The sequence below is a fragment of the Mariniphaga sediminis genome (assembly GCF_003573545.1).
GTDB classification, from domain to species: Bacteria; Bacteroidota; Bacteroidia; order Bacteroidales; family Prolixibacteraceae; genus Mariniphaga; species Mariniphaga sediminis.
Genome location: NZ_QWET01000005.1, coordinates 156,910 through 171,457 on the forward strand (window position 1 = coordinate 156,910; position 14,548 = coordinate 171,457).

Annotated in this window: 12 protein-coding genes; 7 read left to right on the forward strand and 5 right to left on the reverse strand. The window is 41.5% G+C overall.

Annotated features, from left to right (window positions below):
- Positions 1-33: 33 nt before the first annotated feature.
- The 3 genes from asnS to D1164_RS08235 are packed head-to-tail and all read left to right on the forward strand — an operon-like array spanning position 34 to position 3,595.
- Positions 34-1,470, forward strand: coding sequence for an asparagine--tRNA ligase (gene asnS, locus D1164_RS08225; RefSeq protein WP_119349483.1), 1,437 nt, complete (start codon positions 34-36; stop codon positions 1,468-1,470).
- Positions 1,471-1,530: 60 nt separating this feature from the next.
- Entirely contained in the window at positions 1,531-2,988 is a 1,458-nt protein-coding gene (gene rpoN, locus D1164_RS08230) for an RNA polymerase factor sigma-54 (protein ID WP_119349484.1), read from the forward strand.
- Between the two features lies 1 nt (position 2,989).
- Complete coding sequence (locus D1164_RS08235) at positions 2,990-3,595, forward strand: hypothetical protein (protein ID WP_119349485.1); 606 nt, start codon at positions 2,990-2,992, stop codon at positions 3,593-3,595.
- A gap of 6 nt (positions 3,596-3,601) precedes the next feature.
- On the opposite strand, the gene D1164_RS08240 is transcribed toward D1164_RS08235, so the two are convergent.
- Entirely contained in the window at positions 3,602-4,303 is a 702-nt protein-coding gene (locus D1164_RS08240; RefSeq protein ID WP_119349486.1) for a response regulator transcription factor, read from the reverse strand.
- An 86-nt stretch (positions 4,304-4,389) separates the two neighbouring features.
- Positions 4,390-5,430: a sensor histidine kinase gene (locus D1164_RS08245; RefSeq protein ID WP_119349487.1), complete on the reverse strand. Its 1,041-nt coding sequence runs from the start codon at positions 5,428-5,430 to the stop codon at positions 4,390-4,392.
- A 221-nt stretch (positions 5,431-5,651) separates the two neighbouring features.
- Between D1164_RS08245 and D1164_RS08250 the strand changes: the two genes are divergently transcribed.
- Positions 5,652-7,925: an inorganic phosphate transporter gene (locus D1164_RS08250; RefSeq protein WP_241558268.1), complete on the forward strand. Its 2,274-nt coding sequence runs from the start codon at positions 5,652-5,654 to the stop codon at positions 7,923-7,925.
- 16 nt (positions 7,926-7,941) lie between these two features.
- Here D1164_RS08250 and D1164_RS08255 read toward each other — a convergent pair whose 3' ends face one another.
- Complete coding sequence (locus D1164_RS08255) at positions 7,942-9,255, reverse strand: hypothetical protein (protein ID WP_119349488.1); 1,314 nt, start codon at positions 9,253-9,255, stop codon at positions 7,942-7,944.
- 10 nt (positions 9,256-9,265) lie between these two features.
- Positions 9,266-10,261 (reverse strand): porin, encoded by a 996-nt coding sequence (locus D1164_RS08260; protein WP_119349489.1) that lies wholly within the window; start codon positions 10,259-10,261, stop codon positions 9,266-9,268.
- A gap of 130 nt (positions 10,262-10,391) precedes the next feature.
- On the opposite strand from D1164_RS08260, the gene D1164_RS08265 reads away from it, so the two are divergent.
- Together D1164_RS08265 and D1164_RS08270 are read left to right on the forward strand one after the other, a co-directional pair.
- The gene (locus tag D1164_RS08265; protein WP_206610959.1) at positions 10,392-11,099 is read left to right on the forward strand and encodes a response regulator transcription factor; all 708 of its coding nucleotides are present in this window, start codon (positions 10,392-10,394) and stop codon (positions 11,097-11,099) included.
- A gap of 18 nt (positions 11,100-11,117) precedes the next feature.
- Complete coding sequence (locus D1164_RS08270) at positions 11,118-12,884, forward strand: sensor histidine kinase (protein WP_119349490.1); 1,767 nt, start codon at positions 11,118-11,120, stop codon at positions 12,882-12,884.
- Positions 12,885-12,924: 40 nt separating this feature from the next.
- Here D1164_RS08270 and dusB read toward each other — a convergent pair whose 3' ends face one another.
- A complete protein-coding gene (gene dusB, locus D1164_RS08275) occupies positions 12,925-13,956 on the reverse strand; it encodes a tRNA dihydrouridine synthase DusB (RefSeq protein WP_241558269.1) in 1,032 nt (343 codons plus the stop codon).
- Between the two features lie 110 nt (positions 13,957-14,066).
- Between dusB and tsaE the strand changes: the two genes are divergently transcribed.
- Complete coding sequence (tsaE, locus tag D1164_RS08280; protein ID WP_119349653.1) at positions 14,067-14,501, forward strand: tRNA (adenosine(37)-N6)-threonylcarbamoyltransferase complex ATPase subunit type 1 TsaE; 435 nt, start codon at positions 14,067-14,069, stop codon at positions 14,499-14,501.
- Positions 14,502-14,548: the final 47 nt, after the last annotated feature.

A 14,548-nucleotide genomic window follows, 5' to 3' on the forward strand; every position in this document is an offset into this window, starting at 1 on the left:
GATTAGAGTTAGAGCAAACAAATCAGTTGAATCATGAATAAGTTAAAAATTAAAGAAATTTTGAAAACCGGCGAGCCTGGTGCATTCATAAAAATAAGTGGATGGGTAAGAACAAGGCGCGGAAGTAAAAACGTTAATTTTATTGCCCTGAATGATGGTTCAACAATACATAATTTGCAGGTTGTTGCCGATACCGGAAAATTTGAAGAATTACTGCTCCGCGAGATAAATACCGGAGCGGCCCTAACGGTGGAAGGAACACTTACAGAGTCGAAAGGAAGCGGCCAGAATGTGGAATTAATGGCTGAAAAAATAGAATTGCTTGGAAAGGCTGATCCAGAAAAATATCCTATTCAGCCTAAAAAACATACGTTGGAATTTTTACGCGAAAACGCGCATTTACGTTTTCGTACCAATACTTTTGGCGCTGTTTTTCGTATCAGGCATGCCATGGCTTTCGCCATTCACAAGTATTTTAACGATAAAGGATTTTACTACCTGCACACGCCCATTGTTACAGCCAGTGATGCAGAGGGCGCCGGACAAATGTTTCGGGTAACCACACTGGATGCGGTAAAACCTCCGCTTACGGAAGAAGGTAAGCCTGATTACAGCAAAGATTTTTTTGGTCGTCCTACCAACCTTACCGTCTCCGGTCAACTTGAAGGAGAGTTGGGGGCATTGGCGCTGGGTGAAATATATACATTCGGGCCTACATTTCGTGCAGAAAACTCGAATACCACCCGCCACCTTGCTGAATTTTGGATGATTGAACCCGAAATGGCTTTTTATGATCTGAAAGATAATATGGATCTGGCAGAGGAATTCCTGAAATACCTCATTAGCTATGCGCTGGAGCATTGCAGTGACGACCTGAATTTCCTGGCCTCCAGATTGCAGCAGGAAGAAAAAAACAAGCCACAGGATCAGCGTTCCATGGATTTGGTGGAAAAACTGGAGTTTGTGCTGAACAGCGATTTTGTACGCATCACTTATACCGAAGCGATTGATATTCTGAAAAACTCTAAACCCTACAAAAAGAATAAATTCCAGTTTCCTGTTGACTGGGGCGTTGATCTGCAAAGTGAGCATGAGCGCTACCTTGTGGAAAAACATTTTAAATGTCCGGTGATTCTGACGGATTATCCAAAGAATATCAAAGCTTTTTACATGAAACAAAATGATGACGACAAAACGGTGCGCGCAATGGACGTTTTGTTTCCTCAAATTGGAGAAATTATCGGTGGATCGCAGCGGGAGGAGAACCTGGAAAAACTGGAAAGCAGGATGAAGGAGATGGATATTCCCACAGAAGAAATGTGGTGGTATCTGGACACCCGACGATTTGGGACCGTGGTACACAGCGGCTTCGGGTTAGGATTTGAAAGGTTCATTCTCTTTGTTACCGGAATGGGAAATATCCGCGATGTGATTGCCTTTCCGCGAACTCCCAAAAATGCAGAATTCTAATGCTTCACGTTTGAACTCCATCGAAAAAAATAGTAAATTTACGGAGTTTAAGTAAGAGAAATGGAGCAGAAACTCACACTACAACAAAAGTTACTGCAAAAGCTATCGCCCCAACAGATTCAGGTGATTAAGCTTTTGGAAATTCCTACGCTCCAACTCGAACAGCGGATAAAGAAGGAACTGGAAGAAAATCCGGTGCTGGAATTGGAATCAGACAATCCGGAAAACCACGATGACAACAATAGTGAGGACGTAGATCAGGATACTGATTTGGATAATGAGGAGTTTTCGGTTGATGACTACCTGACCGATGAGGATGAAATACCGTCCTATAAAACCAATACCAATAATTATTCGAAAGATGATAAGTACATCGATATACCTTTTTCTGTAGGAATCACTTTCCACGAAAGTCTTTATGACCAGTTGGGAATGATTACCCTGGCCGAAGGCGACCGTCAACTGGCAGAATATATTATAGGCAACATAGATGATGATGGTTACCTGCGCCGTGATTTACTTTCCATCAGCGACGATTTGGCTTTTAATCTGAACATGGAAGTACCCGAAGAGAAACTGGAAGAAATTCTTCATATTGTGCAGCAGTTTGATCCTCCGGGAGTTGGTGCGCGCGATTTGCGGGAATGTTTGCTTTTGCAACTGAAATACAGACAGGGTAACAACCATGAGTTGGCACATGTTATTATCAAGGATTATTTTGAGGAGTTTACCCGTAAGCATTACGAAAAAATTAAACGAAAGCTGGATCTTTCCGATGAGGAGCTGAAGCAGGGTATTGATCAGGTACTGAAGTTGAATCCAAAACCGGGGAGCGCATATAGCAACCCGATGAATAAATCGAACCAGCATATCATTCCTGATTTTATTCTTGAAAACATAGACGGGGAGTTAAGCCTGTCATTGAATCAGCAAAACATGCCTGAATTGAAGATTAACGACAGCTATCTGGAGATGATGCATGCACTGGCAAAGCACAACAAGCAAAAAAATAAAGATCAGAAAGATGCCCTTGTTTTTGTAAAGCAAAAAGTAGATTCGGCCAAGTGGTTTATTGATGCAATCAGGCAAAGGAACCATACGTTGTTGCTTACCATGTCTGAGATCATCAATTTTCAAAAAGAATATTTTAAGGAAGGGGATGAAACCAAGCTGCGTCCCATGATACTGAAAGATATTGCCGAAAAAACCAACCTGGATATTTCAACCATTTCAAGGGTATCCAACAGTAAATACATTCAAACTCATTTTGGGATATTCGCGTTAAAATATTTCTTTTCTGAAGGATTACAAAAAGAAGACGGGGAAGAGGTTTCTACGCGCGAGATCAAAAAAATATTGCAGGAGTGTATTGAAAATGAAGACAAGCTTAAGCCGTTGACAGATGAAAAGTTAACCCGAATTTTGAAAGAGAAGTCGTACAATATTGCCCGCCGCACTGTGGCAAAATACAGGGAGCAACTGGACATTCCTGTAGCCCGGCTACGAAAGAAACTGTAATATGACAAAAAAACTGGCTCAAATAATTTCTTTTATATTTCACCCGGCGCTGGTTCCCACGTTGGGTTTTCTTTTGTTATTCCATTCCGGTTTTTACTTTTCCTTTTTAAACTGGGAGGCAAAACGTTTTATCCTTTTGATAGTTCTTTTTTCCACTGCCATCTTGCCATTATTAGCTGTTGCTTTACTGGCCCTTAACCCTAAATTCAACCTGGTGTTTGAGACAGGCAGCCAGCGGGCTCTCCCAATGTTATTCAGTGCGGTATTTTATTATATGGGATATGTGTTGCTGGGGCGTGTGAATGCATATCCGGTATTTAAAATCCTTCTTATCGCTTCGGTGTTGGTAATTGTGGGCTTGTTACTGGTATCACTCAAATGGAACATAAGTAGCCATATGGCTGCCCTGGGGGGCTTAACCGGGGCGCTGTTATCCCTTTCTTTTCGTACGGGAACCAACCCTATTTGGATAATTGTTGCTGTAATACTAGCGTCTGGCCTGGTTGCAACTGCTCAGTTGTTCCTAGGAAGAAATAAGCTTTGGCACCTGGAAGCCGGTTATGTGTTTGGGTTTTCCGTATTTTATCTGGTAATTTATTTTATTTGAGTCGCATTATTCTACAAACTTGTAGCCGATTCCTTTTAACGTTTTAATATGTTCGTTGCCAATTTTTTCGCGGAGTTTGCGAATGTGTACATCGATGGTACGATCACCTACCACAACGTTCTCACCCCAAACGGTTCCGTAAATTTCTTCGCGGGTAAAAACTTTTCCGGGTTTTGACACCAGCAGCGAAAGCAATTCGAATTCCTTGCGGGGTAAAACCATCTCATTGTCACCTATACGAATCAGGTAACGTTCTTTATCGATTACCAGGTTCCCGATAGATACGGTTGTCGAATCTTCGGAATAAGCGACAGGAGCACTGCTTTCCCCGGTACGTTTTAGCAAAGCCTTAACACGACTGATTAATACCTTGGGCCTAATTGGTTTTGTGATGTAATCGTCGGCGCCTGCCTCAAACCCGGCAATCTGTGAATAGTCTTCGCCCCTTGCTGTTAAAAAGGCAATCACGGTAGTGTTGAGCGAAGGGATTTTTCTGATCTCTTCGCAGGCAGCTATCCCGTCCATTTCAGGCATCATTACATCAAGAATAATGAGGTGGGGTTGCTTTTTTTCAGCCAGTTCGATGGCTTTGACTCCGTTTTGGGCAGTATAAACGATGTAACCTTCTTTTTCGAGGTTATAGCTGATGAATTCCAGAATGTCTATTTCGTCGTCAACCAGCAGGATTTTAAATTTATTATCGTTCATCGGAATAAAAATTTCTACAGACAAAGATAGAAGTTATTTTTTACTAAGTAAATACATCGTTCAAACATCGGCCAAAGCTGTTCGTATTATTTGGCTTTTTCAATGGTAAAATTGAAAGTTGTGCCCTGGTCAATCACACTTCTTACATTTATTGACTGGTTATGGGCTTCAATAATATGTTTTACAATGGAAAGCCCCAGTCCGGTTCCACCCTGTTCGCGTGAACGTGATTTGTCAACCCGGTAGAACCGTTCGAAAATGCGGGGAAGGTGCTTTTTTTCAATGCCTATGCCATTATCGGTAACCTCTACCATAATACTATCTTCGAGATCGTGGAAGGAGACATGCACATACCCTTGCTTTTTCCCGTATTTGATGCCGTTTATAATTAGGTTTATCAGCACCTCCATGATGCGGTTCCTGTCGCCTTTTACAAAAACTGGTTTAGGAGGAGGGTTCACTATTTTTAGTGAAATGTTTCTTTCCTCGGCCTGCCATTGTTCTATTTCAAAAACGTCTTTTACTGTTTTTACAATGTCGAATTTTACCATGTTCAGTTTGAGTTCTCCAGACTCTAACTTGGTTATCGATTCAAGGTCTTCTACAATGGAAATCATCCGGTCAATGCTTTTTTCGGTACGCTTCAGGTAAAGCATGTTAATTTTCGGATCATCCAATCCTCCTTCGAGCAGGGTAAGAATGTAACCCTGAATATTAAAAATTGGTGTTTTTAATTCGTGAGATACGTTACCTACAAAATCTTTACGGTAGCGTTCCAGCTCTTTCAGTCTTTCAATCTCTTTCATCTGTGCTTTTGCCCATTCTTCCACCTCAAATTTAACATTGGAAAGGAGGTTGGTGGAATCAGACGATTTTTCGGCCAGCTTTTTTCCACTGAGGGGCAGATCTTTAATGGTTTTGTATACCGGGCGTATTTTATCTGAGATGTATTTGTTAATAACAAACATCACATAGAAATAAGAGACCAGAAAAAAAACGGCAACAAATCCCAGTATTACAAAGATGCCGGGCGACAACCACCAGGTAAAGACAAGCAGGAGCGTTGCCAGTGACGTAAGCAATATGGCAATATATGTTGTTAACTGTTGTGAAGAATATGTTTTCATTTTATGCCGTTTTAGTGTTCAAAAGTAAAAAATATGTCTTTCCTTCCGTTGTTTTTTATTAATTCATTAATTATTAGACTGCAAGATGTTTCATTTTTCTGCGGGTAAAACATCTTTATAAAAGCATTAATAGAAATTTGATTGTTCCTTAATGTTTTTTTAATATTTTAGCTTGCGATAAAGTTTAATTCACATTTATATTTGCCGCCTGTAAAAAACAAATGATGGAAAATTTATACCTTATCATTGTTATCATCCTCTTCGCACTGGCTATTTCCGATTTGATTGTGGGGGTAAGTAACGACGCTGTAAACTTTTTGAACTCGGCTTTTGGGTCAAAGGCTGCGCCCAAATGGCTTATTTTCCTTATGGCTGGGTTGGGGGTTTTAATTGGAGCCACTTTTTCCAGTGGAATGATGGAAGTGGCCCGGAAAGGGATTTTTCATCCCGATATGTTTTTCTTTTCCGAGATTATTGTCATATTCCTTGCAGTAATGATTACAGATGTCATTCTGCTGGACATGTTCAATACCTTCGGAATGCCTACTTCAACCACTGTTTCCATCGTTTTTGAGTTGCTTGGATCTGCGGTTGCTGTTTCGCTCGTGAAAATTAAAAATGTGGGAGGTTCGCTTGCCGAATTATCAAACTATATTAACTCCGAAAAAGCGCTGGCTATTATCACAGGTATCCTGCTTTCGGTGCTTATTGCATTTACAGTAGGGGCCTTTGTCCAATATATCACGCGTCTTGTTTTTACTTTCAACTACCGTAGAAACATGAAATATTTCGGCTCCATATTTGGCGGCCTGGCTGTTACAGCTATTACTTATTTCATTTTGATTAAAGGGATTAACGGTTCCGCGTTTGCCGAATTGAAAGTATTAGGCGGTGAAAGGTTGGGCGACTGGGTGACAGCCCACACCGGGAAATTGTTGCTGTACAGCTTTATGTTCTGGGTGGTTTTTCTTCAATTGCTGAACTGGGTGTTTAAGATAAAAATATTGAAGCTGACCGTTTTAATCGGAACATTCGCTTTGGCAATGGCATTTGCCGGTAACGACCTTGTAAACTTTATTGGTGTTCCGCTTGCGGGTTACAGTTCCTTTAAAGCCTGGGTATCCGCCGGCTCTGTTGCGCCTGATGCATTTTCCATGGAGATGCTGGCTGGTAAAGTGGGGACTCCTACTTATATGTTGATTATTGCAGGGTTGGTGATGATTGTTACGCTTATCTTTTCGAGAAAAGCCCAGTCGGTTGTGAACACATCGGTTGATTTGTCCAGACAAAGCGAAGGAGTGGAACGTTTTAGTTCGAGCATGATTGCACGGGTTATTGTAAGGAGTTCTTCGCGATTCCAAAATACACTTCGTCAAGTTCTTCCTCAATCATTCGTTGAGAAAATCCATTCGCGTTTTGAGTCTTTTTCTTACGATTCCTCTCCTAATCCTGACGCTCCCGCATTTGATAAAATCAGGGCATCTGTTAATCTGTTAGTTGCCAGTATATTAATTTCTATTGGGACCTCTTTAAAGCTTCCTTTGTCGACCACTTACGTAACGTTTATGGTCGCTATGGGTACTTCGCTTTCCGACCGTGCATGGGGTCGGGACAGCGCTGTTTACAGGATTTCAGGAGTTTTTGCCGTTATTGGTGGTTGGTTTTTAACTGCAATTATTGCTTTTTCCGTTTCGGCTATTGTTGCGTGGATTATTTCCATTGGAGGTATGCTGATGATTTTTGTTTTTGTGGCGGTGGCTGTTTTAATTGTTATTCGTACTCACCTGATTTTCAAAAAAAGGAGAAAAGAAGAAGTGCTGGAAGAGGATGATACCATTACAGAGAAAGATGAAACAGAAAAGGTGATGGAAAAATGCAGAAAACAGGTATCCAAATCTATTGTGCTGGCTAACAATATTTATTCGGAGAGTATTGAGAGTTTTATTAATGAAGACCGTTCAAAGTTAAAGGAATCTCTGGGGATCAAGGATAATCTCAATAAAAAATCGAAAAAGCAGAAAAACAAGGTTTTAAGCACCATTTCAAAAATTGAAGAAAATGTCGATTCCGGGCATTTCTATGTTCAGGTAGTAGACTATCAGCGTGAGCTGGCCCACTCGCTGAATTTCCTGACGGAACCACTTTATGAGCACATAAATAATAACCATAAGCCGTTTGTGGAACCGCAGGTTGAAGAGATGAAAGACCTGAAAAGGCAGATTGATGAGTTTTTTAATTTTGCTCTTAAAATTGTAAGCAACGATAAATTCGGGCAGGTTGACAATCTAATTCATCAACGGGATCATATTGTGGCGAACCTGGAAAAAATTGAAATTACACAGATTAAACGGATTAAAGCCCAAGAGGTGAATACCCGAAATTCGGTGTTATTTTTCAATGTTATTACGGAAACAAAGAATATGCTGTTGCATGCAATTAACCTGATTAAAGCGCATCGCGATTTTATTACGGTTACCCGGAAGAAAAAAGTATAAAAAGGGGTGGAATTAGTTATTCGGATAGCAGCGTCCACCCTTCAATCCAGTTGTCTTCGCCAAAAGCTCCTTTGAAGTCCACTTTTTGAAACCATGACGATGGGTATTCACTTAAATTTCCGGTTAACTTTTGTACGGGTACAAATTGCCCGTTTTCCGGATCTATTCCGGGATTACCTGATTCATTCTGTCCATCGTTAAAGTAATCTGACCAGCTATTTGCCATTTCACCGGAAAAGACTCCGGAGAGTTGGAAAACGGAATTTTCGGGTGGACTGGCCACCTGGAAAAAGAGATTGTTTTTTATCTGAAGCTTTCCGTTTTTCCACTGGCTGAAACTGTCGTGTTGCTGGTCGGTAACTTCCAGCAAAATACCGTGCAGGTTGTTTGCAAAAACAGAATTGGCGATAACCCCGCCGGCAAACCGTTCGAAAACAGTCAGCGAACCGTTTCCGGTTTCACCGTTCCCGATAAGGGTAGCATTGAAAATGGTTGGCAGGGAATGAGGGAATCCGATGACAGGAGAAGTTCCGCCCCCGGCTTCGATGAGGTTGTCACCAATAAAATTGTTCTCTACTCCCAACCAGAACTGGCCGTTCCCGCTCCATCCCAGGTCATAATCAAATGCATCATCGCTACAGCCGGAAACGATTATGTTCCTCAGGTTAGCGGTACCGCCGAAAATTTCAACACCGTCATCGGCATTTGAAATAACCTCCACATATTCAATCACTGTTTTGTTTCCTACCCCGCCCAGGGTCAGCCCGTTAATTTCGTTGCCCTCTCCAATATTGGTACCTCCATGCCGGATGGAAACATAACGTAAAATACCGGAATTGTCGTCTTCGTCGCTGCCGCCGAAAACTCCGCGCGGCTCAAAATAGGGGATACCTTCTATCCGGGTTTCTCCCTGGTTTACATTGACAGGAGCATTCCCGAGGATGATGAGTCCGCCCCACAAGCCCCTGGTGTCTTTAGCAACAGAACCTTTCAGGTCATCGTTTTCTGATGTAAAAATAATGGGTTTTTCATGGGTTCCATTGGCAATAATTTTACCCCCGCGGGCTACAATAAGCGCACTGGCATTTTCTGCCTCTCCTCTGCGGAACCTGACAACCGTTCCCGGTTCGATGGTAAGCACCTGCCCGTCATTAACAAAAACGAGCCCTTCCAGAATGTATTCATTGTTTTTGGTCCAGGTTACCGTGCCGGTCCCGCTGCCGTCGTCGCGTAAAAATCCGGTGTTGCTTTCCTCCAGGTAATAATTGCTTTTGCGGCAGCCCCAAAAGATCAGAAGAAAAAATAATCCTGCAACTATCTTGTTTAACATGGTTTCCCCCTTATATTTTTACTTCCAAGTCGAAAAAAATGAATCCGCCTCCTTCCATATTGGCAGCCCACGGATACCAGTCGTGGTAATTCAATGCCATCGTAATCTTTTTTATTGGCCTGAACTGAATCCCGGCAACAAGTGCGGTTCCGTCGTTTGCCAGGTGCCAGGGAAGCGTTTCGCCTTCCAGGATGTTTGATTTTATTTTATCAAAACGTGCAAACAGCTGGTATCTTTCATTTAAATTGTATTTTCCAAACACGGAAAAAGCATAAATATCATGATTTGCCATCCATCCTTCGTTTTGCCTGATAACAAATTCACCGGCGATATTCCATTTTGAGCGGAAATCATAGGATGAAAACAGTAACAGGGTGGTTTCCGAAATTTCACTATGCATGATGTCATAAACTATCCGTGAGGTGAAATTTCGGGGAAAACGGAACGTGGAGCCCAGACTGTATTTGAAGACATCGTCCATTTGAAGGCTGCTGTAACCTTCTCCATTCATAATGGTAAAATCAGCGTCGATTTTTTCACTGAACGCGTAATGGAAATTCACCCCCAAATCAGCAGAAGAACCGAGTCGGTATTCGTCGGCCAGGGTTTTCATTAAATACCTCCGTTCCCAAACACTTTCCTGTAATTTAAATTGTTTTAAACCAATCAATCCAAATTCAATTTCCAGTTTTTGCTGCGTGTAACGCAGGTACGCATTCTTAAAATAGGCATACCTCCGTATTTTTGAAACGGGAGAAAGATCATCCGGACTACCTACATCCACATTTATTTTTGCATACCATTCGGGGCTGAAAAAATATTCGTAGCCAAGATATCCCCGAACCAGTTCAAAAGCTGCTTCATCTGTTGCACTCCCGGTTATTCCCCTGTGAAAGTTGGCATAAATGGTGACAAATGGCTTGCCTGAGGGTTCAAACGTTTCTTCCTGGGGTAAAGCCTGAATTGTAGTAAACAGGAAAAGAACAATGATAAACTTTATTTTCATTACCTCAATCTAAGTTTTGAATTTGCGCAAATATATTATATCCGATTCAATATTAAAGACTTTTAATAAATTAGTAATCGTTTTGTAACATCTTTTTGATGCCTGTATTTTTTTAACCTTACCTTTGTAATTGAAAAAAAAATCGATGGGAGATATGGATGGGAATCATAAAATTCTAATTGTCGACGACGAAGAAGATTTATGTGAGATTTTGCAGTTTAACCTTGAAAGTGAAGGTTTTTCTATCGACATTGCTCATTCAGGAGAAGAAGCCCTGAAGAAACCGCTGGAAGAGTTTGATTTAATTTTGCTTGATGTAATGATGGGCGGTATTTCCGGGTTTAAAACAGCTAACATTATCCGGAAGGAAAAAAAACTGGAGGTGCCGGTGATTTTTCTTACGGCGAAAGGGGAAGAAAACGATGTTCTTACAGGCTTTAATGTTGGGGGAGATGATTACATTTCCAAACCCTTTTCCATAAAAGAGGTGATTGCCCGCATAAAAGCTATCCTGAAAAGAGGATCAGTGCAGGAAAGCGGAGGAGAGGAGCTGAAATTCGGAGAGCTGAAAGTGAACCCGAGGAAAAAGGAGACCTCTCTGGAAGGCCAAAACCTGAATCTTACCCGCAAGGAGTTTGAAATACTGGTGTTGCTGATGAAAAATATGGGACAGTATATTGGCCGTGACGAAATCCTGAAACGTATTTGGGACGAGGATGTCATTGTTACAGAGCGAAACGTAGATGTAAATATTGCCCGGTTGAGGAAGAAAATCGGCAAATATGGTCCGTATATCAAGGGGAAGTCCGGCTATGGTTACTGCTTTAAGAATAAATAATAAAAATCAGTCAGAGAAGTGATCCGGAAATCTTTCAGGGGCGAAATATTTTTTTATTTCATCATCGTTTTTATTCTTTTTACCGTTGCTATTCTTATTTTCCAATACCAGCGTGAAAAGAAATACCGCACTGCCCAGCTGGAAAATACCCTCGATAATATTACAGAAACTACTTACCGGTACCTGGAACAAAACAGCCTGATAGAAAAAAACGAAATCGGGCGTATCAGTGAGTTAAAAAGAATTATTCCGCAACCCAACATCCGGATTACGCTTATTGATAAAAATGGCGATGTATTTTACGACAGTTCGGTAGCAGATTATAATCTGATGGAGAACCACCTGCACCGTCCTGAAATACAAAAGGCCATTCAGAATAAGAAGGGGTCGAACGTACGAACATCGGAAACAACAAGCCAGGAATATTATTATTATGCCAAAAGCTATCCGGATTTTTTTGTCCGGACTGCAGTGGTTTATAATGTTCAGATACAAAATTTCCTGAAAGCGGAGAGAGCTTTTATTTTTTTTATCGTTTCGGTGTTTGGGGTTATAGGACTTATCCTGTTTCTGGTTACAGGAAAACTGGCCGATGCCATTACCAAACTAAAAGATTTCGCCCTGAAAGCCGGGAAAAACGAATTGGTTGAACCCGACACTTCGTTTCCCGAGAATGAGTTGGGAATTATTGGTGGACAGATTATCCGTATCTATCATAAACTAAAGAATGCCAAAGACGAGCTTTCGAATGAAAGGGAAAAATTGTTGAATCACCTGAATGCCCTGAATGAAGGAATTGCATTTTTTTCACCTGAAGAAGAGAAAACCTTGTCGAATCGTCATTTCATACAGTACATCAATATTATTTCTTCAGAAACAATATATACCAATGAGGAAATTTTTGAAATGGCTGAGTTTAAGAAACTGAATAAATTTCTTCGGAAGAATTTGAAAAACGGGAAAAATTTTAATCCCGACAGGTTGCCCCAGTTGGAATATGTTATCTCAAAGGGCGAAAAATATTTTAAAATTCAGAGTATCGTTTTTCTCGATAAAAGTTTTGAGGTGATGATTACCGACATCACCCGTTTGGAAAAGCGGCGGCGTATGAAGCAGCAACTTACCTCGAACATTGCTCATGAGTTGAAAACCCCTCTGGCATCTATCAAAGGGTACCTGGAAACCATGCTCAACAATTGGCCGCTGGCCGGGGAAAAACAAAAATATTTTATGGAGAAGGCGTACATGCAGGCAGACCGGCTGACTGATTTAATCAACGATGTTTCTTTGCTGAATAACATTGAAGATGCCGGCGAGCTTTTTAAATTTAAACCTACCGGTTTGAAGGAGATAATCGATGAAGTGTATGAAAATTTTGCCAACCGGATGCACAGCCGGAATATTTCTTTTCAAAGCGAAGTATCAGAGGATACGGTAATTCAGGGAAACGATTCCCTGTTGTTTTCTGTTTTTCAGAATTTTGTTGAAAATTCAATTAATTATGGAGGGGAAGGAATTTCCATCTATATCCAGGTGTATCATGAAGACGACAAGTATTACTACTTTTCCTATTCTGATACCGGTGCTGGTATTCCGGAGGAACATCTGCCCCGGATTTTTGAGCGATTCTACCGGGCAGACCACGGACGAACACGCGAAACCGGCGGTACCGGTTTGGGGCTTGCCATTGTTAAAAATGCCATTCAGTTGCATAAAGGAGAAATTTCGGTGAGGAACAATCCAAATGGCGGAATTGAATTTCTTTTTTCACTGGCAAAACAATAAATGCGTATTTTTTTTCTTCTTTTTGTGTTCTGGGGTTGGGTTATTTTTCTGCAAATGAATAATCTACCCTGGTGTTTTTGTATTTTTCCACCATTTCATCAAGAATTTCGTTTACCTCTTCATGGGCTTCTGCCCGGAGCAGCCTGATTTTTAAATCACGGAAGCCGGGCAATCCGGGGAAATATTTGGCAAAGTGTCGCCGCATCATCAAAATGCCGGTTCGTTCGTTGTCTTTCCATTCCAGGTTAAGCTGAAGTTGTTCCCTCACATTTTCCACAATTTCGGCCACCGTGGGTGGCGCCAATGTTTGTCCGGTTTCCAGAAAGTGTTTCACTTCCCTGAAAATCCAGGGCCGTCCAATGGCCGGGCGACCAATCATCAAGGCATCTACCCCGGTTTGTTCCAATAGAATTTTAGCTTTTTGGCCGCTTGTAATATCTCCGTTTCCAATGATCGGTATTTTTATTTCGGGGTGATTTTTTACTTCCCCAATGAGTGTCCAGTCTGCTTTGCCTGTGTAAAGTTGTTCACGCGTACGTCCGTGGATTGCCAGGGCGGCAACACCGGCATCCTGTAAGCGCAGGGCTGCCTCCAAAATGGGTTTGTCATTGTCATTCCAGCCCAGCCGGGTTTTGGCAGTTACCGGTACTTTCACCGCTTTTACCACTTCGGCAGCCATTTGTTGCATTTTGGGTAAATCTTTTAGCATGGCTGCCCCGGCCCCGTGCCGGATAATTTTTTTCATAGGACAGCCAAAGTTAATGTCGATAAAATCGGGTTGTACTTCCTCGGCCACCTGTGCCGCATGAATCATGGAGTCGATATTATGGCCGTAGATCTGGACGGCAGCCGGGCGGTCGAAATCAAATAAAACCATTTTTTGTTTGGTTTTTTTTACATCCCGGATCAGCGCTTCGGACGACACGAACTCGGTGTACATCACGTCAGCGCCATACTTTTTGCACATCCTGCGAAACGACATGTAAGTGACGTCTTCCATCGGTGCCAGGAATAACGGGGTTCCTTCCAATATGAGATTTCCAATCTTCATTCCGGGTGCAAATTTAAGCATTCAATGAAAATTGTTTTAATTTTTGATGTCAGAGAATCTTCTTTGGATAGAACTTTCATATTTGAATAGAAGTTTTTAATAAATTGGGAGGGTTTTTAAGTAAAATGGATATGACAGAAAATAATTTTTCGCAAAAGATAACCACCTTAAAAGGGCTTGAAAAAGCGGCAAAACAGTTGATTGACTGGTTTCCCGATCAGCGTGTTTTTGCTTTTTACGGCAAAATGGGCGCCGGAAAAACTACATTTATTCAGGCTGTTTGCCGGATTTTGGGTACGCCTGATAACGTTACAAGTCCCACCTTTGCCCTTATAAATGAGTATAAAACCGAAACAGGGAATTCCATTTTTCACTTCGATTTTTATCGGATTAAGGATATGGAAGAGGCTTTCGACCTGGGATACGAAGACTATTTTTACAGCGGGCAGCACTGCCTGATTGAGTGGCCTGAAAAAATTGAACCGTTGCTCCCCCCAAAATATGTGGAGGTGAAGATTGAAGTGGGAAAGGACGAAGAACGATTTCTTTCGGCCAAATTGGTTTAAAGGAAAACATTTTTTCAATTTTGAAATCTGAGCATAAGAGTGTACCT

Excerpts from the sequence above, each read along its gene's own strand:
- D1164_RS08235 (WP_119349485.1), top strand. The coding sequence starts at position 2,990 with ATGACAAAAAAACTGGCTCAAATAATTTCTTTTATATTTCACCCGGCG.
- tsaE (WP_119349653.1), top strand. The coding sequence starts at position 14,067 with ATGACAGAAAATAATTTTTCGCAAAAGATAACCACCTTAAAAGGGCTT.
- D1164_RS08260 (WP_119349489.1), bottom strand. The coding sequence starts at position 10,261 with ATGAAAATAAAGTTTATCATTGTTCTTTTCCTGTTTACTACAATTCAG.
- D1164_RS08250 (WP_241558268.1), top strand. The coding sequence starts at position 5,652 with ATGATGGAAAATTTATACCTTATCATTGTTATCATCCTCTTCGCACTG.
- D1164_RS08245 (WP_119349487.1), bottom strand. The coding sequence starts at position 5,430 with ATGAAAACATATTCTTCACAACAGTTAACAACATATATTGCCATATTG.
- asnS (WP_119349483.1), top strand. The coding sequence starts at position 34 with ATGAATAAGTTAAAAATTAAAGAAATTTTGAAAACCGGCGAGCCTGGT.
- rpoN (WP_119349484.1), top strand. The coding sequence starts at position 1,531 with ATGGAGCAGAAACTCACACTACAACAAAAGTTACTGCAAAAGCTATCG.
- D1164_RS08240 (WP_119349486.1), bottom strand. The coding sequence starts at position 4,303 with ATGAACGATAATAAATTTAAAATCCTGCTGGTTGACGACGAAATAGAC.
- D1164_RS08255 (WP_119349488.1), bottom strand. The coding sequence starts at position 9,255 with ATGTTAAACAAGATAGTTGCAGGATTATTTTTTCTTCTGATCTTTTGG.
- dusB (WP_241558269.1), bottom strand. The coding sequence starts at position 13,956 with ATGCTTAAATTTGCACCCGGAATGAAGATTGGAAATCTCATATTGGAA.